The sequence below is a fragment of the Vibrio sp. Isolate33 genome, from assembly GCF_022397895.1.
GTDB classification, from domain to species: Bacteria; Pseudomonadota; Gammaproteobacteria; order Enterobacterales; family Vibrionaceae; genus Vibrio; species Vibrio pomeroyi.
On record NZ_JAKEUP010000002.1, the window covers coordinates 709499 to 731345 of the forward strand.

A 21847-nucleotide genomic window follows, 5' to 3' on the forward strand; every position below is an offset into this window, starting at 1 on the left:
GGAATAAATTCAGTGGGTTATAGGAACAACCTAACTGTTTTCTTCGAAGCTATTCCCGAAGGTTGCCAAACCTATGCCGATTCCACCTCTTCAATGCGAGCGCATTATAAAGCATTTCTTTTTGTGACGTAACACCAAAAGCAACCGTTTGCGTTATTTTTTTTATCTTTCTGCGTAAATGGTATTTTTGCTGCATTTATCACCACTTTTACATCTGTTTAATTAAACCTGCTTTGCCAGCCTTGCGGGGTTTGGTATAAAGGGGCTTCCACTTTTCGAGATTTCATTTTGATGCCTAAATTTACGCTCATCTTTTCGTCTAAATTCATTCTGCTCGTTATCGCTCTGATTGGGCTAGCGGGATGCCAGATTGAATCTGAACCTAAAAGTGTCCTTGAGCAGATACGAGATCGCGGCGTTCTTCGTGTCGGCACCCTTAACAACCAACTCTCTTATTACATTGGTCCTGATGGTCCAGCAGGCTTAGATTACGAGTTAGCTCGTGAGTTTGCGCAGGAGCTTGGTGTAAAGCTTGAGGTTAAACCCGCTTACCGTCTATCTGGCTTATTCCCTGCGTTGAAGAAAGGCGAAATCGACCTTATCGCGACAGGCTTAACGCAAAATAACAAACTGACACGCGCTTATCGCGCCGCGCCTGCTTATTACTATGTAAGCCAACAGGTCGTGTACAAAAAGGGACAATGGCGCCCAAGAAACCTTGAGCAATTGATCAATTTTGAGAATGATCGTCAGGCTGAGTTTGTAAAAGCACAAGCTGAATCAGAAGCTGCGGCATCAAGTGACACGCTATCGCCCTCTTTGGTAGTGGTGAAAGACTCACACTTTGAACCAACACTCAAACTGCTACAGAAAACACACGATGACTTCATCTACGATGCGGTTGGCAATGCAGACATCAATGACCTGCTAAAAGAAGTATCAACAGGCGAACGTTTATTCACAGTGGCCGACTCTATCGAGCTATCACTGGCGCAGCGTTTGTATCCAGACGTTGCCTTGGCTTTTGAGCTGACAGAAGACCAACCTATCTCTTGGTACCTAAATAGGTCTGAAGATGAAAGCCTGTACGCTTTGCTGATTGAGTTCTTCGGTAACCTAAAACAATCAGGTGAACTGGCTTCACTGGAAGAGAAATACATTGGCCACATCGGCACCTTTGATTACGTTGATACTCGTGCCTTTATCCGCGCACTGGACAGCAAGTTACCAAAATGGTCACCGCTGTTTCAGAAGTACTCGCAAGAATTTGATTGGCGCTTGATTGCTGCATTGGCATACCAAGAGTCACACTGGAACCCTGTCGCACGCTCGCCAACGGGTGTACGTGGCATGATGATGCTGACATTGCCTACTGCGAAGAGCGTTGGTGTGACCAACCGTCTCGACCCAAAACAGTCGGTACAAGGCGGTGTTGAATACCTACGTCGCATCGTGAACCGAGTGCCAGATTCAATCACACAACATGAAAAGATCTGGTTTGCTCTTGCTTCATACAATGTCGGTTACGGGCATATGATGGACGCGCGTCGCCTCACGAAGGCACAAGGTGGCGATCCTGATGCTTGGGGCGATGTGAAAGACAGACTGCCGCTGTTAAGACAGAAGAAGTACTACAGCCAAACTCGTTACGGCTATGCCCGTGGTGATGAAGCTAGAAATTACGTTGAGAACATTCGCCGTTATTACCAAAGCATCATCGGCCATGTAAATAAGCGTAATAAAGAACAAGAAGAGAGTCTTGAAGGGTTGATCGTCATCCCACCTCTAGAGACTTCTGGTGCCGAATCAAGCATTAGTGCTGCCGAATCGACAGTAATCAGTTCAGAGTCTTCGCAATAGATACTAAAAGAGCAATGCCATTAAGCATTGCTCTTTTTTATTGTGCTTTTTGTAACTACGCGCAAAAGAATAAGCTCGACAAAAGGTCGTGAAACTCGATGTGTCATATTGCAGTAACAATCGAACTTTATAACGGCACACCATAATCAAAATTACGTTCTGTTGCACTTCAGTGCTGAGTTTCGCTAGAACTGCTCTTCTGGGTAAGCCAAGCGCGCGACAGGCCAAATAAACGAATAACACTATAATTAAATCGTTAGTCCAAACTACAAAGTCAGACGACAAATAGGAAATCATTGAAATGATGAAGAAACTGAAATCGAAGCGCCTTGATAAGACCGTTGCTGCAAACCGTCGTAAGCGTATGCTTTCAAATAACAAGAAGAAGATCATTTGGCGCAACCGTGCTTTCATGCAGATGATTGCTGAGTAAATACGATAACCAAGTCATTTGGCACTCTTGAGATTGAGAGTGCCTAAAGCTCGCTGCTATTTCTTATTACTGACCTTTTTGTCGTTACTTACCTTATCAGCTTCTAGACGCTGCTCTTCCAACAGACGTTCTTGCTTTCGCTTCTCTTTTATCTCTTTTCTACGGCGCTTGAAAAACGCTTGCAACTGCTCACGACACTCTTCTTCTAATAGGCCGTGTTCAACATCTGCATAGTGGTACGAGGCTTGGCTTTCAAACAGGTTCAAAACCGTACCCGCCGCACCCGCTTTTAGATCAGGCGCACCAAAGACAATGCGTTTGACTCGGCTATGTAACAAAGCACCGGCACACATAGGGCACGGCTCTAGCGTGACGTATAAAGTGGTATCGAGCAGTCGGTAATTTTCCAGAGCTTGCCCTGCTTTACGCAAGGTTTCGATTTCTGCGTGTGCCGTGGCATCGTGGTTACCAATCGAACGGTTCCACCCTTCAGAGATAATCTCACCATCTTTTACCAATACGGCACCCACGGGGACCTCTCCCTCACTCTCAGCTTGCTTGGCTACCTCAATGGCGCGTCGCATGAAGATTTCATCTTGAGGGGTGAATTGATAGTCTGACAAAGGGAGCTCCAGAAAAACAAACGATAGAAACAAAAAAAGGTATGCGGTGAAGCATACCTAATCTTGGTGGCTATGAACAACAAAGAGATAATGAACAATAGCCAACATCTAGATGATTAACTCTCTATTCAGCTTGCAGCTTCAACAACATCATTAACGATTTGCGTCGCTTTAACACTCACAATACGGTTGTTCTCGACCGAGATGATTTCAAACTGCCACTGCTGACACTCAACGAACTCACCTGTTTCCGGTAAGCGGCCTAGTAGCCATGTAATTAGGCCATTCAGTGTTTGGAAGCCCTCGTTTTCACCTTCTAGATCCGAAAGCTCTAAGCGGTTTTTCAGCTCACTAAGAGGGATTAATCCATCCACCAGCAATCCATCCTCGACTTGCTCTGTCCAAAGGTCTTTCGGGTTGTTCGATAACTCTCCGGCAATCGCCTCAAGAATATCGTAGTGAGTCACTAGGCCTTGCACATCGCCATACTCATCGACAATGAATGCCATCTCAGTGCCTGACTCTTTAAAGTAACCAAGTAGACGCAATGCCTTCATCGATTCAGGCACGTAGATCGGAGATTTAGATAAACCCATGATCACTTGAATACTTAAGTTGCCCGCCTGATTTAACAAGGCTTTGGCTGACACCGTACCGACCACTTTATTCAGGTGATCTTGGCACAATGGAAACACACTGTGCTTTGATGAACGCAATTGCTTAAAGATGTTCTCGACAGGTTGGTCGATATCCAGAAAATCGATGTCTCTACGGGGAGTCATCAATGAGCTTACAAGGCGGTCATCAAGCTGCAAGATATTGCGAATCATCTCTTGCTCACCACGCTCTATCACACCAGATTCAGAGCCTTCTTTCACGAGCGCATGAATATCATCTTCAGTCACGCTGTCTTCTTCGCCGCCACGTCCCATCAGCTTAAGAATGCCTTCGGTTGAAGCCGATAGCGCAAACACAAACGGCGTAGCGATTTTAGATAACCAGAAGATAGGTAGTGCCACTAACACAGCGATGTTTTCAGCTTGAGATTGAGCGAAACGTTTTGGTACTAGTTCACCGACAACTATCGCGAAGTATGTAATACCCACCACCACAACCGCGGTAGACAAGATGTTCGCTTGTGTTGAGTCTAATCCCCACAGTTCAAGTTGAACGGCCAATGGAGCCGATAGCGTCGCCTCACCCACAATACCGCTGAGTAGGCCGATTACAGTGATACCGATTTGAATGGTTGAAAGGAAGCGGGTTGGGTTTTCTTTAAGCTCAAGTGCAACCTGAGCGGAACGGTGTTTTTCGGCTAAGCGTTTCAGCCGACTATTCTTTGCTGCTACCAATGCAATCTCTGACATGGCAAACAGACCATTTAAAACAATTAACCCTACTAAAAGCAGAATCTTCATGTGGTTTGGATTTCCTAAATTTACCGGCCAACAATTAGCCGTAATCCGGAGTATAAGCTGAGTGCCGTTATTTTGAATATAAAAAGTTTTGGATATAAAAAGTCTTTGAGATGAACAAATAAGAAAAAATAGCGAAAAAAAGCCCGCACATTTCGGTGCGGGCTTAGCAATGAATAAAGCTTAATTTTGCTTAGTTCAATCTTACATTGTGTAAGTGTAAGGTGCTTGAATACCTAGTGGGATACCAAGAGCCCAGTAAGCTAGCAAGAAGATAGACCAACCGATTAGCATAGCGATCGAGAATGGCATCATTAGAGAAGCTAGAGTGCCGATACCTGTCGACTTAACGTAGCGTTGACAGTAAACAACAACCAGTGGGAAGAACACCATTAGTGGAGAGATGATGTTAGACACTGAGTCACCTACACGGTAAGCCGCTTGAGATAGCTCAGGAGAGATACCCACAACCATTAGCATTGGAACTAGGATTGGACCGATAAGAGCCCACTTAGCTGAAGCCGAACCTACAAGAAGGTTAACTGAAGCTGTTAGTAGAATCATACCAACAACCGTTGCTTCACCAGGAAGGTCCATCGCTTTCAGGCCTTCAGCACCGTAAAGCGCAAGCATAGTACCGATGTTTGATTGACCGAATGCAGACAGGAACTGTGCACAGAAGAACGACATTACAATGTATGCGCCCATCGTTGCCATCGTCTCAGACATTGCTTTGATTACGTCATTACTGTTCTTGAAAGTACCCGCTACACGGCCGTAGACGATACCTGGAATGATGAACAGGATGAAGATCAGAGGAACGATAGACTTCATTACTGGTGCAGAGAATGCTGTTAGCTCACCTTCAGGCGAACGAAGCGCTGAGTTTTCAGGAATAAGAGCCGCGATAAGCAGACCAATACCTGCAACCATAGCCCAACCTGCAAACTTGAATGCTTTAGATTCGATTGCAGTGAATGTACCAAGGTCTGGTGCTGCTTCTGCATCTTCATCAACTGGCGTGTTAGCAAGGCGAGGCTCGATGATCTTCTCAGTTACGTACCAACCGATAGCAACAATAAGAACTGAAGATAGTCCAGTAAAGAAGATGTTCGCTAGAGGGTTAATCACGTATTCAGGGTCAAGAACGTTTGCCGCTGTTTGAGTGAAACCAGCGAGTAGCGGGTCAATACCTGAAGGAATGAAGTTCGCTGAGAAACCACCTGATACACCAGCAAACGCTGCTGCAATACCCGCTAGAGGGTGACGACCCGCTGCGTGGAAGATGATACCACCAAGAGGGATTACTAGAACGTAACCTGCATCTGCTGCTGTGTGAGACACGATAGCAACAAGGATTAGCATTGGCGTTAGTAGCTTAGCTGGCGTGAAGTTAAGCATCTTCTTAAGGCCAGTCGTAATGAAGCCTGAAGAATCTGCAACGCCAACACCTAGCATTGCAACAAGTACGATGCCTAGCGGTGCGAAGCCTGTGAACGTGGTAACCATATTCGCTAGGAAGCTAGCAAGTGCTTCACCAGTCAGTAGGTTGTTAACTTCTAGAGCAGCACCCGTTTGAGGGTTGATTAGGTCGAATGAAAGGTTCGACAAAAGTGCAGATGCTACCCATACGATAACTAGAGCCCAGAAGAACAGGATTGCTGGGTCTGGAATTTTGTTGCCGGCGCGTTCAATGAAGTTTAGAAAGCGGTCCATTCCACTGATTTTCTCAGTCGATGGTGCTTTTTTTACGGCTTGGTTACTCATTGTAACTCCATATGTGATGTTGTTTTGTTTAGGCCTAATATAAGTTTTGACCACGGCCTATTGGTACAGCACATATTCTATTTAAATCGCCATTAAAAAGCACAAGATTCCACCTCATTTTCCATAAATGGAGACATATTTTGCAAAAATACCATACAACAGCAACAATATAAAAACACAAAAAACACCATTCCATATACAGTCATTTAACTAGTACGCAAACAATGTCCGAGGAGTGAAAACTATCAGTAAAAGGAGTCGCGTAAGCCTTGGCATGCAGTAAACGTTTGCTTGAGGGTCAATCAAACTCACTGTATTTGGAGAGCATAGTTTCTAGATAAATGCTTTGTGCGCGGTTCATACGATCTTGCCATGCAATTGTGACAGTAATGTTTTTTAATGCGCCAGACAAAGCACCATTAGCATCGGCTACATCACAGGTCATCGCATACGCAGAACCCGATAAACCGGATAAGGGATCTGAACTTGCTATGTTGAGACAATGCTTCGCCTCACTTAGTTCCGAGAAAGGAATGAGCCCAACCGCCCCACTCACATCCGACACGCGAGTTCGATAATATTCCATCTGCCTTTCTGCAAAATGCAGCGCTTCGACACTGTGGAGTGCAAACTCTGATTTTTGTTCCGCATACACCTGCAATTTAACCAGGCCTAGCGAAGCAACACCAATGAGCATAAAAGAGATAAGCACCTCGATAAGACTGAAACCTTGTTGTTTAGAAGTCATTCCATGATCCTCGCTTCCATTGGTAAATCGAAGGCGGATCACTTGGGTTAGATTCAGCACGAAAATCTAAGTCCATGTCACCCACAATGGTCGTCACACCAAGTGGGGAATCAAAGATAAGACCACCAGAAGGAAGACCCGACGCAAACTGAATCCCGACACTTTTTTTAATGACGTTGACGTCATCGATGTCTTTGATAAAAGGAGCAAATACGTTGTTCGCCACAAGCCCCTTCCAAAAGTCATCGACGCGAGTTTTCACATGGCTCTTTTGATAATCAACCAAATGATAAATCACTCCGTTGTAAGCCATGGCTCCATTCAATGCGAATACACCATCTTGCACAACCAGAAGCTGCGATGGATTGATTGTGGCCGCCACCGCAGCGTTGATATGGCAGTTGCCTTCAATCCACAGCCCCTTGCTTTGCCCTGCGGTAAAGTGGTCCATGATCTCAGTACCGCAGTCAGTCGCATTCAATAGCTGAACATGCTTAAACAAATCAGCATCTTGTGACAAGTCGACAATATTTTGGTCGGTTTTAGCAACACCAAAGAAGGTGTAAAACGGATTCATATTTGGGTCAGGGTTAAAGTCTTTCTGGAACGGAGGTGGGTTCGCTTTTTCATAGTAATCAGGAGCATAAATCAAATGAGAGCTGCCGGAGGTACCTTTAGGGATCGCTGTTTTATAGTCGCTATGGCAAATACCATCGAAGCCAGAAAATGGGCCATCAGCACTAGGATCAAGCACCTCTAATCCCAATGCCTGCCCTGAATTACTATGGGTTGCATCATATTGATAGGTGAACAGATCAGCAAAGGTAACACTGACACACTCATATTCATTACCATCAATAGGATCTTCTTTCGCTGTCGGTTTAAGACTCAGTGTACCGATGAGCTCAATCGGCCCTGTTGATTGAATCGCCCCACTGCCTAGCAAGGAGCTTTCCTTTATTGTCTTATAGAGCGAATGTGTATCCATTGATGACGTCACAATATAAGCACTAGAACTCACACTATCAGAGATCTCGACTTGAGGTTGGTCTGTATAAGGGGAGCACCAATCGGCAAAATCAGCGGGGCGAGTACTCGAATCTTTGATGTCAGGAATGGTTTTATTTAACTCGAGTAGATAAGAGTATGTGCACTCCAAGCCACCTTCCGATCGCCAGTGGGCTTTGCGTGCCTGAACTTCATTTTGTGCTCGCTTGATTTGATAGAAAAGAACCTTAAAATTCCCGAAAGAAGCGATTAGTGCTCCGACAAGAAGAACACTAACCAACAACAGAGTGATAAAACCTCCCTGCTTACATCGTTTCATTGCCAGTTCCTCTGAACAACGGAAGTTCTCACTTTATGACTGACATCGGCATTTACTAAAGAGGCCTTTAACTCGATGTCTACTTTTTGAGAAACCGAAGCTCCTGTAGAAAGCTCTTTAGCCTCAACAAATAAAGCATCAACTTGAATTTGACGATCAAAGAACATGCTTTCACACTTCATTGAAACTGCGCCACTAGCCGTCCCAAGTGGTTTTTCATTAATTGCCAAGAGCCCAACGGATTCTCCCAAGCAGTACTTGAGCTTGTTTTCTTTGAACTGATAGACAATGTTTTGATACGCCGACGATGCACCATCCTGCAAATAAGCAAAACCAATATACGCCTCATCAACGCTTACCTGATTAACATAAATTGTATTTGTAGCTCCCGATAACTTAATCGATTTCCCCGAATCTGAATCATAACCAGCGCGCCAAATTTCCTCCTTCATCATTTGAGCGGCGGAGAATAAGTTTTGTGATAACAAAAGCTCTAAGCTATTTTCTGAAGAGATTCGTTGATTAGTAATGAATATCGAACCTATAGTCCCAATTGCGATGATTCCAATAACTGAAGCCACCATCATTTCGACTAGTGTACTGCCCTTAATATACGAGTTAACAGATCTCATAACCGTGGTGACCTATACTGTTACGTCCATTTTCATTGGGATCGCTACTACAAATCCTAATCCTCCCCGAAACATTCGATGCCTTTATTGACAACACCTCCGTTAATTTACTTGTAGATGCTATCGAAATATTGCCATTGCTAAAGCGGCCTCTGACACCCTCGATCGATATTGAATTTTGATTGAAAAAATTAAAGGACACCTCTATATCCTGATAAGGAGAACCATCCAACAGCATAAGAACATTTGTAGGATCATAAGATGCAGAACTACTTAAAACCAAATCCCAATCACCTTCAGAGTTATTAACAGCCCCAGAGTTGCCGGGCACTAAAAAGAACAAATACACGTCTTGGTTCCGAGTTATGGCTTCTGACCTCGCTGCAATTAAGAAGCCATGGACCTCGGGTGCAAGCCTCTTGATTTTCGTTGAAGCTAGCACCGAACTAAAACTAGGGGCAGCCGTCGCTATCAGTATCGACAAAACCGATACCGTTATTAACAGCTCTAATAAAGTAAACCCGCGAGTCATTTCCCAAATTCCTATGTAATCTGATGCGTAACCGTATTTAATCTTGCGCCGATGCTACCACCGGAGAAAAATAGACAGAGTTATGAAAGGAAACTACTCGCGATGATTCGAAGAAATATATGCAACAACAACAACTTAAGCATTAAAGGAATGACATTGATCGAATTATTGCTCGCTGTCGCCATCGTGGGGATACTCGGCGCTATTGCCTATCCAAGTTATACAAACCATGTAATCAAGGCGCATCGAGTCACGGCGATGGCTGACATGACAAAGATACAATTGGAGATAGAAACGCTGTACACGGGAAACTACGCGTCAGCAGCAGAGAGTATTATTTCTGGAGGGACGTGTTTGTTTTGCGATACGGATACCAACCGCTACACGCTAGCAGTTTCGGCTAGCAGCACCACCTATTCGATTCAGGCTGAACCTCTTTCAACACAAACGAACGATGATTGCTTAGATTCAACGACCGATATTTTGGAATTGCACCACTCAGGTATCTCAGAACCAGAAGCGTGTTGGAAATAGCAAGATAACACAGCAAGAACTAGAACTTACCCGTACAACTCAGTTCTTTCCCTTATGAGCATCTTCTCTCTAACCTAGAGACACAAAAAAGCCTGCTACATGAGCAGGCTTTTCTACTGTTATCAAAACTCAAATTATCAACAATTTAAAGCATCAATAACTTAAGGTATCAACAACCTAAGTTGCTAAGTAAAGGATTACTTAGTTAGGTCATCGAAGAAGTTTTTAACGCCGCTGAAGAAACCTTCAGACTTTGGCTTGTGCTTACTTGCCGCTTCACCACAACATGTTTCTTCGAATTCACGTAGTAGTTCTTTCTGACGAGAGCTTAGCTTAACTGGTGTTTCTACCACTAGCTTAACGATTAGGTCACCCACACCGCCGCCACGAACACCTTTCACGCCTTTGCCACGCATACGGAACATACGGCCCGTTTGTGTTTCTTCTGGCACTTTAAGGTTCACACGACCATCCAGTGTTGGAACTTCAACTTCACCACCTAGAGCAGCCATAGAGAAGCTTACTGGCACTTCGCAGTAAAGGTTGTTGCCGTCACGCTCAAAGATGTTGTGCTCTTTTACGTGTACTTGTACGTACAGGTCGCCAGCTGGAGCGCCTTGCTCTCCTGCTTCGCCTTCACCAGATAGACGAATACGATCGCCAGTATCAACACCTGCAGGGATCTTAACATTAAGTGTTTTGGTCTTCTGCTTACGGCCTTGACCGTGACAAGAGTTACATGGGTCTTTGATGATCTTGCCTTTACCATTACAAGTAGGACAAGTCTGTTGAACCGCGAAGAAACCTTGACGCATTTGTACTTGGCCGTGGCCATGACAAGTGCCACAAGTTTGCGCCGAAGAACCTTTCTTCGCGCCGCTTCCGTCACAGGTATCACACTCAACAAGTGTTGGAACTTCAATTTCTTTAGAAACACCACGAACCGCTTCTTCTAGAGAAAGCTCCATGTTGTAACGTAAATCAGAACCACGTTGTGCACGCGCTTGACCGCCACCACGACGACCGCCGCCGAAGATGTCGCCAAATACGTCACCGAAGATATCGCCGAAGTCACCTTGGCCACCGCCGCCGAAACCGCCGCCGCCGCCCATGCCGCCTTGTTCAAAAGCTGCGTGGCCGTATTGGTCGTAAGCTGCTTTCTTTTGAGGATCGGTTAGGATCTCGTACGCTACTTTTACTTCTTTAAACTTATCTGCTGCGGTGTCGTCACCCTGGTTACGGTCCGGGTGGAATTTCATCGCTAAGCGTTTGTACGCTTTTTTAATATCGCGCTCTGATGCATCGCGGCTTACGCCTAATACTTCGTAAAAATCACGTTTTGACATGTTCTAGGTCACCAAAATAATTGCTACTACCGAATGATCACTTCAGTAGTCTGTGTATCAATCTAGATAAAAGTTCTGCCGGCTGAAACGCCGAATAAAGCTATTATCTAGATCGACAAGTCTAAATACAAATTTACGGGCGTGAGAGTTACCTCTGACGCCCGTATTAATAAGTCTTCGAGACAAATTTCTAAGCAGATAGCTTGAGTTCTAGGAGGAAGCGCGGAGCCTACGCTAGTAGGTGAGCACTTCCGACAACGAAATCAGGCTACTCTGCGACGAAATTATTTTTTGTCGTCTTTAACTTCTTCAAACTCTGCGTCTACCACATCGTCGTCTTGCTTAGGTTGCTCACCCGCTTCTGCGCCAGCTTGCTGTGCTTGAGCTTGTTGTTGAGCGATTTCCATTAGCTTCTGAGCTGCTTGCATAAGTTCTTGAACTTTAGCGTCGATAGCTTCTTTGTCGTTACCAGACTTAACTTCTTCTAGTGCCGTGATAGCTGCTTCGATCTTCTCTTTCTCTTCTGCAGGTAGAGCTTCACCAGCTTCTTCTACTTGCTTACGAGTACCGTGAATCATTTGGTCAGCTTGGTTACGTGCAGTTACTAGCTCTTCGAACTTTTTGTCCGCTTCTTTGTTAGCTTCTGCTTCTTGTACCATTGCTTCGATCTCTTCCTCAGACAGACCGCCTGATGCTTGGATAGTGATCTTCTGCTCTTTACCAGTCGCTTTATCTTTAGCAGATACGTTCAGGATACCATCAGCATCTAGGTCGAATGTTACTTCGATTTGTGGCATGCCACGTGGTGCTGGTTGGATACCTTCTAGGTTGAACTGACCAAGAGACTTGTTGTAAGTCGCTTGCTTACGCTCACCTTGAAGAACGTGGATAGTTACTGCGTTTTGGTTGTCTTCAGCTGTAGAGAACACTTGATCCGCTTTAGTAGGGATAGTTGTGTTTTTCTCGATAAGCTTAGTCATCACGCCGCCCATCGTTTCGATACCGAAAGATAGAGGAGTAACGTCTAGTAGTAGAACGTCTTTAACGTCACCAGCTAGTACACCACCTTGAACAGCAGCACCCATTGCAACAGCTTCGTCAGGGTTCACGTCTTTACGTGGCTCTTTACCGAAGAATTCAGTTACTTTAGCTTGAACCATAGGCATACGAGTCTGACCACCAACTAGGATAACGTCAGTGATTTCGCCTACAGATAGGTCAGCATCTGCTAGAGCTACTTTTAGTGGCTCAAGAGAACGTTGAACTAGGTCTTCAACTAGAGACTCAAGCTTCGCACGAGTCACTTTGATGTTCATGTGCTTAGGACCAGTCGCATCAGCAGTAACGTAAGGTAGGTTTACGTCAGTTTGAGTAGTAGAAGAAAGCTCAATTTTCGCTTTTTCTGCTGCTTCTTTAACACGCTGCATTGCTAGTGGATCAGCTTTAAGGTCGATACCTTGCTCTTTCTTGAACTCATCTACTAGGTAGTTGATCATGCGGTTATCGAAATCTTCACCACCAAGGTGAGTGTCACCGTTAGTTGAAAGAACTTCGAAAGTCTTCTCGCCTTCTACTTCATCGATTTCGATGATAGAGATATCGAATGTACCACCACCAAGGTCGTATACAGCGATAGTGCGATCACCACCTTGCTTGTCTAGACCGTAAGCTAGAGCAGCAGCAGTTGGTTCGTTGATGATACGTTTAACATCTAGACCAGCGATACGGCCAGCATCTTTAGTTGCTTGACGTTGAGCATCGTTAAAGTAAGCAGGAACAGTTACTACTGCGCCAGTTACTTCTTCGCCTAGGAAGTCTTCAGCTGTTTTCTTCATTTTCTTAAGAACTTCAGCAGATACTTGAGGAGCAGCCATTTTTTGGCCTTGCGCTTCAACCCATGCATCACCGTTGTCAGCCTTAACAATGTTGAAAGGCATGATTTCGATATCGCGTTGAACTTCTTCATCTTCAAAACGACGACCGATTAGACGCTTGATAGCGAACAGTGTGTTTTGAGGGTTAGTAACAGCTTGACGTTTTGCAGGTTGACCAACTAGCGTTTCGCCTTCTGTGTATGCGATTACTGATGCTGTTGTGCGTTCGCCTTCAGCATTTTCAATTACGCGTGGTTTGTCGCCGTCAAGAACAGCAACACAAGAGTTAGTAGTACCTAAATCAATACCAATGATTTTACCCATCAGGCCATCTCCGAAATATATTCTATTAAGTTTTTGCTATACCCACATATGTGGGGGTGGTAATTAGAGAATCAACCCTAATACACAAAATTAAAGTGCAAATGTAATTTGCTTTCGTATGCACCATAGATAAGGGCTGCAAACTGGTTTTCAAGGGAATAAGTGAAAAAAATCTATTTTTTCGTGCATCTTTTTACATAAATATAAAAAGTGGCCTATCCCTTACCCCTTATGGCTCGAAAGTAGAGATATTCGCGTGTTTGCTATGCAAAGAAAATATTCGCCATATTCTTTTTCACATAAAAAAAGACCTTCACTTGGAAGGTCTTTTAAAATAGATATTAATCGATATGGGTATTAGCCAACATCGATATCACTCGAATAATTATTGATTGAGCACTAACTGGTAGAAGCTTGCTTGAGTGTAGTCACCCGCCTCCATACCACGCCATTCACAAGCAGAACTCGACTTCTTCGTGTTGCACTGGTTGTAAGCACCCGCTTTGAAGTACATCCAATCTTGACCGTAACCAAGGTCGATATCGTGCCCTTGATATTTACCCTTTGCCAAATCAACATCGTATGTCTTCACGACTGGGTCAGATGAGTTTGGATTCTTAGTAAAGGTTAAGTGCATGATGTTGTCTTTGATATTCACATCGTATGAGAACACCTCACCTAACTTAATGCCATCGGCTGGATCAGCACTGCCCTTCTTCAAGTTGTATTGGCCGAACACATCATGGCGAATGTCTTTACGAAGTTTCTTGCCGTTCTCGTCCTTCGCATCTTTCATTTCTGTCGGCGGATTCAGTTCATAGTTCCACGTTAAAGAACCGTGCTCATGCTCTGGCAATTTACGATAAACGATCTTCAGAGGCTCATTATCCGAGCCATGGATTTGACCAATCACCACAGAGAATGCGCCTGTCTTTTTGTAGTTGCCGCTGGTACTGACTTGATCGACAGAAAGCGTTGCCGTCATTTGACCGCCGATAGAACCAAACTCTTGCGCATTGTCATGGCTTGAAATCGCGAAGTTATTATTTGGAGCCGAGTAGCTGTCTGCCAGCATTGCTCTTAGTTCACTACGTGTATTTTTACTGTTTGGTGTGGTTGGCGCGGTATTTGGAGCCACAAACACCATCGCGCCAGATTCCGCATCAGTGTAGAACCATTTAGGGTGAACATAAGGCGTTTCTACATTCGACAATTCCTTCTTACCAATCTCCAGAGTTTTGCCTTTACGGTCTCCCTCAGTTGTCAGCTCAGGTAAGTTAATTTTCCATTTAGATAAATCGAAGTTCTGTGCCGGTGCTTTTGCCGGATCAAGGTCAAACTGTTGACCAACATCGTGATTAGAAGCAAGAGCAGGCGCCGCTAAAAGACCAGCAGTCAGTAGGCTAAGGTAGGACAACTTCATTATTTGGTTTCCTTTATGTCGTCAGAATGTAGGTTGCCAGAACAATAAAATAATATTGTATTATTATATGTGATCTACATTAAATATTGAAAACTGATGACCGATAAGGTGTCTATAAAAATAAAAAATGAGACTTAGCACCAACCAGAGATCCTCTTTAACCTACTAACTAGCCAAGCAACACCGAGCACTTATTAGCAGCAACAAAAAAGCCCCGCTCTCATTGAGCGGGGCTTCCAGTTATCGAGTCTTAATTAAGAATTAAGCTTCTGCTTTCTGTAGTTCAGCTTCTTCGTTTTTTTCAACGCCGATTTCGCCTTCAGACTTAGCAACGATAGTGTTAACCGCTGTGTCACCCACTACGTTAGATGAAGTACAGAACATGTCACAGATACGGTCAACAGCAGCAACAATCGCTAGACCTTCTGGTGGCAAACCTAGTTGGTGCAATAGAACACCTACCATCACAACACCGCCACCTGGAACACCACCAGCACCGATAGACAGTAGCAGGATAGTTAGACCTAGAGTGAAGATATCAGCTGTATTGATTGGTTGACCGAATGCGTTCGCAACGAACATTGTCGCTAGTGCGATGTAGATAGATACACCAGACATGTTCATTGTTGCACCTAGTGGTACACCGAAACCTGCTACTGACTTAGATACGTTTAGTTTGTCAGTTAGAGTACGCATTGTTACTGGGATTGTTGCATTCGAACTTGCTGTAGATAGTGAGAATAGAACTTGCTCACGAGTTGCACGTAGGAACTGCTTTGGAGAAATGCCAGTGAATGAACCAACCATCATCGGGTAGAAGAAGAAAATCCAGAACACAAGCATTGCAACCACAAGCGCCACATAGCCAGCAACTGACATTAGCGTGTCTGCATCTAGTGTTGCGCCCAGCTGAATCATCAGAGCAAATACACCGTAAGGCGCCAAGCTCATTACTAGACCGATAAGCTTCATCATGATTTCGTTAGCCATCTTGAATGTCTTGATAGCTGGACCACCACGAGAATCAAGCGCTTGAATAGCAAGACCTGTCAAAATAGCCATGAAGATGATTTGTAGCATATCGCCGCTTGCGAACGCTTCTACAGGGTTGCTAGGAACGATGTTAACAACAAGAGAGAAGATGTCTGGTGTTTCAGTTGTTGTAAGCGCAATTGTCTCAGAAACCGTACCAGCTAGGTTTGCACCAGCACCAGGTTGGAAAATAAGACCAATCGTTAGCGCTGCTGAAATCGCGATGATGGTGTTAATAATGTAAAGACCAAAGGTTTTACCACCAAGGCGACCAAATGAACGGATATCTTTAAGTTCAACGATACCGCAAACAATAGATACGTATACAAGAGGCACTACCAGCAACTTGATAAGTGATACGAACATACCACCAGCGCCTTCCGCAGCACCAAGTAGGTAAGTGTCAAAAATAGCAATACCGTTGAATAGGTACTGAATAGCAGTACCAATAAGTAGGCCGGCAAACAAGCCTACAAAAATCTTACTTGAGAGCGATTTATCCATCGTCCTTCTCCAGTCTGTTGTGTTTGAAATTTGTACTTTTATAGTTATATATGCGACTAAAATCGCTATATGGCAGTGGATTTTACATACAAAGATAACAATTAAAAGTATTTATTTACAAAAACATTACAAATGTGACATCAAAACATTTCTTCATTAACAACCAGTTTCATAATATAAAACTCTAAACCGTTGATATGGATAAAATAAAAAGAACGACATTCTTAATGCGGTTTTGATGACTATTTACGTGGATTCTCAAGTGACAGGCACAAAAAAAGAGAGACCTATGCCTCTCTTTTCATTTTACGGTAGCCAGTGAATTATGTTGCAACCCCTACTTATTCAGTAAGTGTGCCAGACAATCACTTGGCGACTTAATTACTTAGCAACCATAACCATTGCAGGACGAACTACACGACCGTTTAGTTCGTAGCCTTTTTGCATCACGAACATAACCGTGTTTGATTCGTGATCTGGGCTTTCTTGGATAGACATTGCTTGGTGGAATTCAGGGTTGAACACTTCACCTTCAGGGTTGATCTCTTTAAGACCAAACTTAGCCACTGTGTCTACAAACGTTTTGTGCGTTAGCTCAACACCTTCAAACAAAGGCTTAACCACTTCGTTTTCAGCATCTGCCGCTTGCATTGCACGCTCTAGGTTGTCGATTACAGGAAGTAGACCTTCAGCAAACTTGTTCAAAGCGAATTTACGCGCTTTATCAATTTCTTGCTCGCTACGACGACGCATGTTTTCAACTTCAGCTTTCGCGCGAAGAACAGAATCTTGCTGCTCTTTCACTTTAGATTCGCTAGATAGCAGTGCAGCTTCTAGTTGAGCGATTTTTGCTTCCTGCTCATCAGCAGCGTCTTCGCTCAGCTCAGCAGCTTCCACTTTTTCTGCTTCGGCAATGATCTGATCTAGCTCTTCTTCGGTTACTTTGTTTTCTTCGTTGCTCATGATATCTCCAGAATTCGTTTTCAATGCAAGTGACAGGCGTGTTTGCACCCCAAATTGATATAAAACACTCGCATAGACGTTCAACTTGCCTTTATTATGGGGATGAAGAATTTTGATTCAAGCCTAATTCGTTTGGAAACGTTATGAAAAAGCCATTTGAAGTCATTGCCATTATCGGTAAACCTCGAGATCAGCAAGCAATTCAGACTCATAGAGAGCTCTATCAGTGGTTAAGTGCTGAGGGTTATCAAGTGTTTGTTGATGACAGACTCGCCACAATTTTAGACGATATCCCAAAAGAACATTTTTCTAGCCTGATTGAATTAGGTAAACGCGCCGATCTCGCAATTGTGGTCGGTGGTGACGGAAATATGCTGGGTGCCGCTCGAATCTTGTCACGTTTCGATATTTCAGTGATCGGTGTTAACCGAGGCAACCTTGGTTTCCTAACCGATCTTAACCCTGAAAACTTCCAGAGCGCGCTGACGGATGTGCTTAAAGGCGAGTTCATGGAAGAAGAGCGCTTCTTACTTGAAACGGAAATTCATCGCCACGGCCAAATAAAAAGCCACAACGCCGCACTCAATGAAGCAGTACTTCACCCCGGTCAAGTTGCCCACATGATCGAGTTTGAAGTGTACATCGATGACAGCTTTGCTTTCTCTCAACGTTCCGATGGTTTGATCGTTTCCACTCCGACAGGCTCTACTGCCTACTCGCTTTCTGGTGGCGGTCCTATTTTGTCATCAAGTTTGAATGCGATCTCATTGGTACCAATGTTCCCGCATACGCTTTCAAGCCGCCCACTGGTGGTCGATGGCAAACGCCGCATCAAGCTGATCGTATCGCCTGATAACCGCGGCACTCAAGAAGTCAGCTGCGATGGTCAAATCTCACTACCCGTTTCTCCTGGTGACGAGATCCACATTTACCAAAGCCCAAATGTGCTCAAGCTGATCCACCCGAAAGACTACAACTACTATCATGTCCTACGTAACAAATTGGGCTGGTCGAGTAAGTTGTTTTAGCTAAACGGCTCTAGCAATAACCGAAAATTTCAAAGGCTGACGACACTCGTCAGCCTTTTTTATTGCCCATAGAAAGCCCGCTGGCTCTGGCTTCTCGTTAATTTTCTTATACCGTCATTCCCAAAAGGGAGGAACGACTGAGTTGGGAATCTATAGTGCTTTCAGTGATCTACAGACAAGTTCAATTCTGAGAGCTATCGCAAAAAATTTTCATCTGTCGACTTTACTGTATAAAGAAACAGTATATACTGAGCTTATATACAGTATTGTTCAGTTATACAGGTAAATAAAAATGCTGGCTAATTTAAGTGTTAATAATTTCGCTATTGTTAAGTCTTTACAGCTAGAACTCTCTAAAGGCATGACAACAATCACCGGGGAAACGGGTGCGGGTAAATCTATCGCTATCGATGCTTTAGGCTTATGTCTTGGAGGAAGATCAGATGCAGGAATGGTTAGACAAGGTGAAGAGAAAACCGAAGTCAGTGCCGCTTTTTTACTTGAGAACAATCTGCATGCAACTCGCTGGTTAGAAGACAACGAACTGCTTGATGGCGGTGAGTGCATTCTACGCAGAACCATCTCTAAAGAAGGTCGTTCCCGCGCATTCATCAACGGCAGTCCGGTTCCTCTTTCGCAACTGAAATCACTAGGACAACTGTTGATCAACATTCATGGTCAACACGCGCACCATCAGTTAATGAAGAGCGACTACCAAATGGCCATGCTTGATCAATACGCCGGCCACTTGAACCTATTGAAATCGACACGTAACGCTTACCAAGCATGGCGACAAGCGGATAACCATCTAAAAGAGTTACGTGAAAACAGCCAACAAAATCAAGCTCAAAAACAGCTTCTTGAATATCAAATCAAAGAGCTAAACGAGTTATCTATTGGGGAGGAAGAATATGAAGAGCTCGAACAAGAGCATAAGCGCCTCTCCAATAGCGGAGAATTGGCCTCAACCTGCCAGCAAGCTATCGAACTTATTTACGAAGGTGAAGAAGTTAATGCGCTTGGTATTTTGCAATCGGCCAATCACTCCCTAATTCAACTTGCTGATTTAGATGAAAGACTAGCTGAGCTACCAAACCTGCTATCTGAAGCCATCATTCAGATTGAAGAGACCAATAGCGAGCTAAGAAGTTACCTAGATAGCATTGATGTCGACCCTGCTCGCATGGCTTACGTGGAAGAACGTTTCTCTAAAGTGATGTCGATGTCGCGTAAGCACCATGTGTTGCCAGAAGAACTTTATAAGCACCATCAAGACTTGCTACAACAAGTCGAAGCACTGGATTGCTCTGATGAAAAGCTGGATGAATTAGCCAACGAAGTTGAGAACCAATACCAATCGTTCGTGGCTAAATCAGAGAAGCTTCATAAGTCACGCACTCGTTACGCAAAAGAGCTGAACAAACTGATCACGCAAAGCATGCACGAACTCAGCATGGAAAAGGCGCAGTTTGCTATTGAAGTGAACAACACCAATACACACCCATCGCCACTAGGTATGGATAACGTGACCTTTATTGTGTCAACGAACCCAGGTCAACCGATGCAGCCAATTGCTAAAGTAGCGTCTGGTGGTGAACTATCACGAATCTCACTCGCGATTCAGGTCATCACGGCACAGAAAGTCGACACACCAAGTCTGATTTTCGATGAAGTCGATGTGGGTATCAGTGGACCAACCGCTGCGGTTGTCGGAAAAATGTTACGTACGCTAGGTGAATCAACACAAGTTATGTGTGTGACTCATTTACCTCAAGTTGCAGGCTATGGTCACCAACAACTGTTCGTGGCGAAGAGTACCAAGTCGGGTAAAACAGAAACGCAAATGCACACGCTTGATGAGCAACAACGCGTTTCAGAGCTGGCTCGCCTGCTTGGTGGCAGCCAAATTACAGAATCGACCCTTGCCAACGCAAAAGAGTTATTAATCGCAGCTTAGGTCAAATATTCAGCAACTTTCTGATAATTTACCGAAAATTCTTGGCAATTTTGCAACTAAATTCAAAATTGCCAGTCATAACAAGCTCAAAGCGCAAGGAGCTTTTTACTTCTTGCTGGAGCTTGTTTATTATCAGGCAGTATTTTAGCGAAGAAAGATCTCAAACTATGCGAATTAAAAAGTGGTTAGTTGCAGTTCCACTTGCACTAACAATGTTGACCGGTTGCTCTCTACTAGAGAAGTTGGTTTATCGAATTGACATCAATCAGGGTAACTATGTTGAACAAGAAGCTGTCGACCAGCTCAAGTTTGGCATGACAAAAACACAAGTTCGTTACGTTATGGGCTCACCTATGCTTATCGAAAATGGCTACCCAGATACGTGGTACTACATCTACCACCATCAGAAAGGTCACAACGACCCTATTCAGAAAAACCTTGTCGTGAACTTTGATGCTACTGGCACTCTAGTAACGATCAATGGTGATTTTGAAGCCAGTGATGAGTTCTTCGAAAGCCTTCGCTAGCTTTCCAGTCGACAAAGCTCTCAGCTGACAAAGCTACTAGTAGACAAAAATAGATCGCAAAAGCCTGCTCATGAGCAGGCTTTTTAATATTCGCTAACAAATTAACTCACCGTGTCCAACCAGCGGGCACAAAAAAGCTCGCCAATATAGCGAGCTCTTCTTAATCAAATCGGTTTTACAACACTACTTGGCAGCAGCGGCTTTCGCTTGTTCGGCACGCTTACGGCGAATCTCTTTTGGATCAGCCAATAATGCACGATAGATTTCGATACGGTCTTTATCACGAACCGTCGCATCTAACTTAACGTTACGGCTAAATACACCAACCTTGTTCTTCGCCAAGTCGATCTCTGGATACAGCTCCAATACACCAGACTGTGCAATAATCTCTTCAACAGTCGCGTTCTTATTCACGACTAAGGTAAACACACGCTGCTCATGCGGAAGCGCAAACACAACTTCTACGTGGATCATATCTGATTCAATAGTCATGGCTTAGTAAACCTGTTTCGCGCGTTGAGTAAAAGCACTGACCATATTGCTCGTCAGCTCATTGAAAATCTTACCAAAAGCCATTTCAATCATTCGGCTAGAGAATTCAAACTCTAACTTAAGCTCGACCTTACAGGCCTGATCATCCAATGGAGTAAAATACCAACCGCCTTGCAGCTTCTTGAATGGGCCGTCCACCAGCTCCATCAAAATCTCAGCGCCTTCCGCTAAGCGGTTAGACGTAGTAAATGTTTTGCTGATACCGGCTTTAGAGACATCAACCGAAGCCACCATAGTTGAATCTGAAGATTCGATCACACGTGAACCAGAACACCCTGGCAAAAACTCGTGATAACGAGCAACATCATTGACCAAGCTGAACATCTGGTCGGCACTAAACGACACTAATGCTGAACGAGTAACCTTTGGCATATAGACTCCTGTTAAAGACAGCGTTACATTAACACAAACTGCAATTTTAATTGTATTGGGCCAGAGCGCAAATA

Annotated in this window: 20 protein-coding genes; 6 read left to right on the forward strand and 14 right to left on the reverse strand. The window is 44.2% G+C overall.

Annotation, left to right across the window (positions count from 1 at the left end; all coding sequences use genetic code 11):
- Positions 1-291: 291 nt before the first annotated feature.
- The gene (gene mltF / locus L1D37_RS06535; protein WP_239847297.1) at positions 292-1860 is read left to right on the forward strand and encodes a membrane-bound lytic murein transglycosylase MltF; all 1569 of its coding nucleotides are present in this window, start codon (positions 292-294) and stop codon (positions 1858-1860) included.
- 301 nt (positions 1861-2161) lie between these two features.
- Positions 2162-2293, forward strand: a complete 132-nt coding sequence (locus L1D37_RS24005) for a hypothetical protein (protein ID WP_017059878.1) — start codon at positions 2162-2164, stop codon at positions 2291-2293.
- A gap of 56 nt (positions 2294-2349) precedes the next feature.
- On the opposite strand, the gene tadA is transcribed toward L1D37_RS24005, so the two are convergent.
- The 7 genes from tadA to L1D37_RS06570 form a co-directional block, all read right to left on the reverse strand.
- Positions 2350-2916: a tRNA adenosine(34) deaminase TadA gene (gene tadA, locus L1D37_RS06540; RefSeq protein ID WP_239847298.1), complete on the reverse strand. Its 567-nt coding sequence runs from the start codon at positions 2914-2916 to the stop codon at positions 2350-2352.
- 128 nt (positions 2917-3044) lie between these two features.
- On the reverse strand, positions 3045-4334 hold the full coding sequence (locus L1D37_RS06545) for a hemolysin family protein (protein ID WP_239847299.1): 1290 nt from the start codon (positions 4332-4334) through the stop codon (positions 3045-3047).
- Between the two features lie 201 nt (positions 4335-4535).
- Positions 4536-6098, reverse strand: coding sequence for an AbgT family transporter (locus L1D37_RS06550; protein WP_048663708.1), 1563 nt, complete (start codon positions 6096-6098; stop codon positions 4536-4538).
- A gap of 298 nt (positions 6099-6396) precedes the next feature.
- Positions 6397-6846 (reverse strand): prepilin-type N-terminal cleavage/methylation domain-containing protein, encoded by a 450-nt coding sequence (locus L1D37_RS06555; RefSeq protein ID WP_239847300.1) that lies wholly within the window; start codon positions 6844-6846, stop codon positions 6397-6399.
- Positions 6836-8173, reverse strand: a complete 1338-nt coding sequence (locus L1D37_RS06560; protein WP_239847301.1) for a hypothetical protein — start codon at positions 8171-8173, stop codon at positions 6836-6838. Before L1D37_RS06560 ends, L1D37_RS06555 begins: the two co-directional genes overlap by 11 nt.
- On the reverse strand, positions 8170-8805 hold the full coding sequence (locus tag L1D37_RS06565) for a pilus assembly protein PilW (protein ID WP_239847302.1): 636 nt from the start codon (positions 8803-8805) through the stop codon (positions 8170-8172). Before L1D37_RS06565 ends, L1D37_RS06560 begins: the two co-directional genes overlap by 4 nt.
- Positions 8792-9337: a GspH/FimT family pseudopilin gene (locus L1D37_RS06570; RefSeq protein ID WP_239847303.1), complete on the reverse strand. Its 546-nt coding sequence runs from the start codon at positions 9335-9337 to the stop codon at positions 8792-8794. The genes L1D37_RS06565 and L1D37_RS06570 overlap by 14 nt, the downstream gene beginning before the upstream one ends.
- Positions 9338-9388: 51 nt before the next feature.
- Between L1D37_RS06570 and L1D37_RS06575 the strand changes: the two genes are divergently transcribed.
- Entirely contained in the window at positions 9389-9871 is a 483-nt protein-coding gene (locus L1D37_RS06575) for a type IV pilin protein (RefSeq protein WP_239847304.1), read from the forward strand.
- A gap of 197 nt (positions 9872-10068) precedes the next feature.
- On the opposite strand, the gene dnaJ is transcribed toward L1D37_RS06575, so the two are convergent.
- From dnaJ to grpE, 5 genes are all read right to left on the reverse strand, one after another.
- On the reverse strand, positions 10069-11217 hold the full coding sequence (gene dnaJ / locus L1D37_RS06580) for a molecular chaperone DnaJ (RefSeq protein WP_176681898.1): 1149 nt from the start codon (positions 11215-11217) through the stop codon (positions 10069-10071).
- 284 nt (positions 11218-11501) lie between these two features.
- Positions 11502-13415 carry a molecular chaperone DnaK gene (dnaK, locus tag L1D37_RS06585; protein WP_017631959.1) on the reverse strand — a complete coding sequence of 638 codons (1914 nt, stop codon included), beginning with the start codon at positions 13413-13415 and terminating at the stop codon, positions 11502-11504.
- Positions 13416-13800: 385 nt separating this feature from the next.
- A complete protein-coding gene (locus L1D37_RS06590; protein ID WP_239847305.1) occupies positions 13801-14838 on the reverse strand; it encodes a polysaccharide lyase family 7 protein in 1038 nt (345 codons plus the stop codon).
- A gap of 261 nt (positions 14839-15099) precedes the next feature.
- On the reverse strand, positions 15100-16374 hold the full coding sequence (locus L1D37_RS06595) for a dicarboxylate/amino acid:cation symporter (RefSeq protein WP_239847306.1): 1275 nt from the start codon (positions 16372-16374) through the stop codon (positions 15100-15102).
- Positions 16375-16755: 381 nt separating this feature from the next.
- On the reverse strand, positions 16756-17337 hold the full coding sequence (gene grpE / locus L1D37_RS06600; protein ID WP_017629405.1) for a nucleotide exchange factor GrpE: 582 nt from the start codon (positions 17335-17337) through the stop codon (positions 16756-16758).
- A 143-nt stretch (positions 17338-17480) separates the two neighbouring features.
- Between grpE and nadK the strand changes: the two genes are divergently transcribed.
- The 3 genes from nadK (at position 17481) to bamE (ending at position 20849) form a co-directional block, all read left to right on the forward strand.
- The gene (gene nadK, locus L1D37_RS06605; RefSeq protein ID WP_017066747.1) at positions 17481-18365 is read left to right on the forward strand and encodes an NAD(+) kinase; all 885 of its coding nucleotides are present in this window, start codon (positions 17481-17483) and stop codon (positions 18363-18365) included.
- Positions 18366-18657: 292 nt separating this feature from the next.
- Positions 18658-20322 (forward strand): DNA repair protein RecN, encoded by a 1665-nt coding sequence (gene recN / locus L1D37_RS06610; protein ID WP_239847307.1) that lies wholly within the window; start codon positions 18658-18660, stop codon positions 20320-20322.
- Between the two features lie 167 nt (positions 20323-20489).
- Complete coding sequence (bamE, locus tag L1D37_RS06615) at positions 20490-20849, forward strand: outer membrane protein assembly factor BamE (RefSeq protein WP_009848326.1); 360 nt, start codon at positions 20490-20492, stop codon at positions 20847-20849.
- Positions 20850-21032: 183 nt separating this feature from the next.
- Here bamE and L1D37_RS06620 read toward each other — a convergent pair whose 3' ends face one another.
- On the reverse strand, positions 21033-21341 hold the full coding sequence (locus tag L1D37_RS06620; RefSeq protein ID WP_004737569.1) for an RnfH family protein: 309 nt from the start codon (positions 21339-21341) through the stop codon (positions 21033-21035).
- A 3-nt stretch (positions 21342-21344) separates the two neighbouring features.
- A complete protein-coding gene (locus tag L1D37_RS06625) occupies positions 21345-21773 on the reverse strand; it encodes an SRPBCC family protein (RefSeq protein WP_016767156.1) in 429 nt (142 codons plus the stop codon).
- Positions 21774-21847 lie beyond the last annotated feature (74 nt).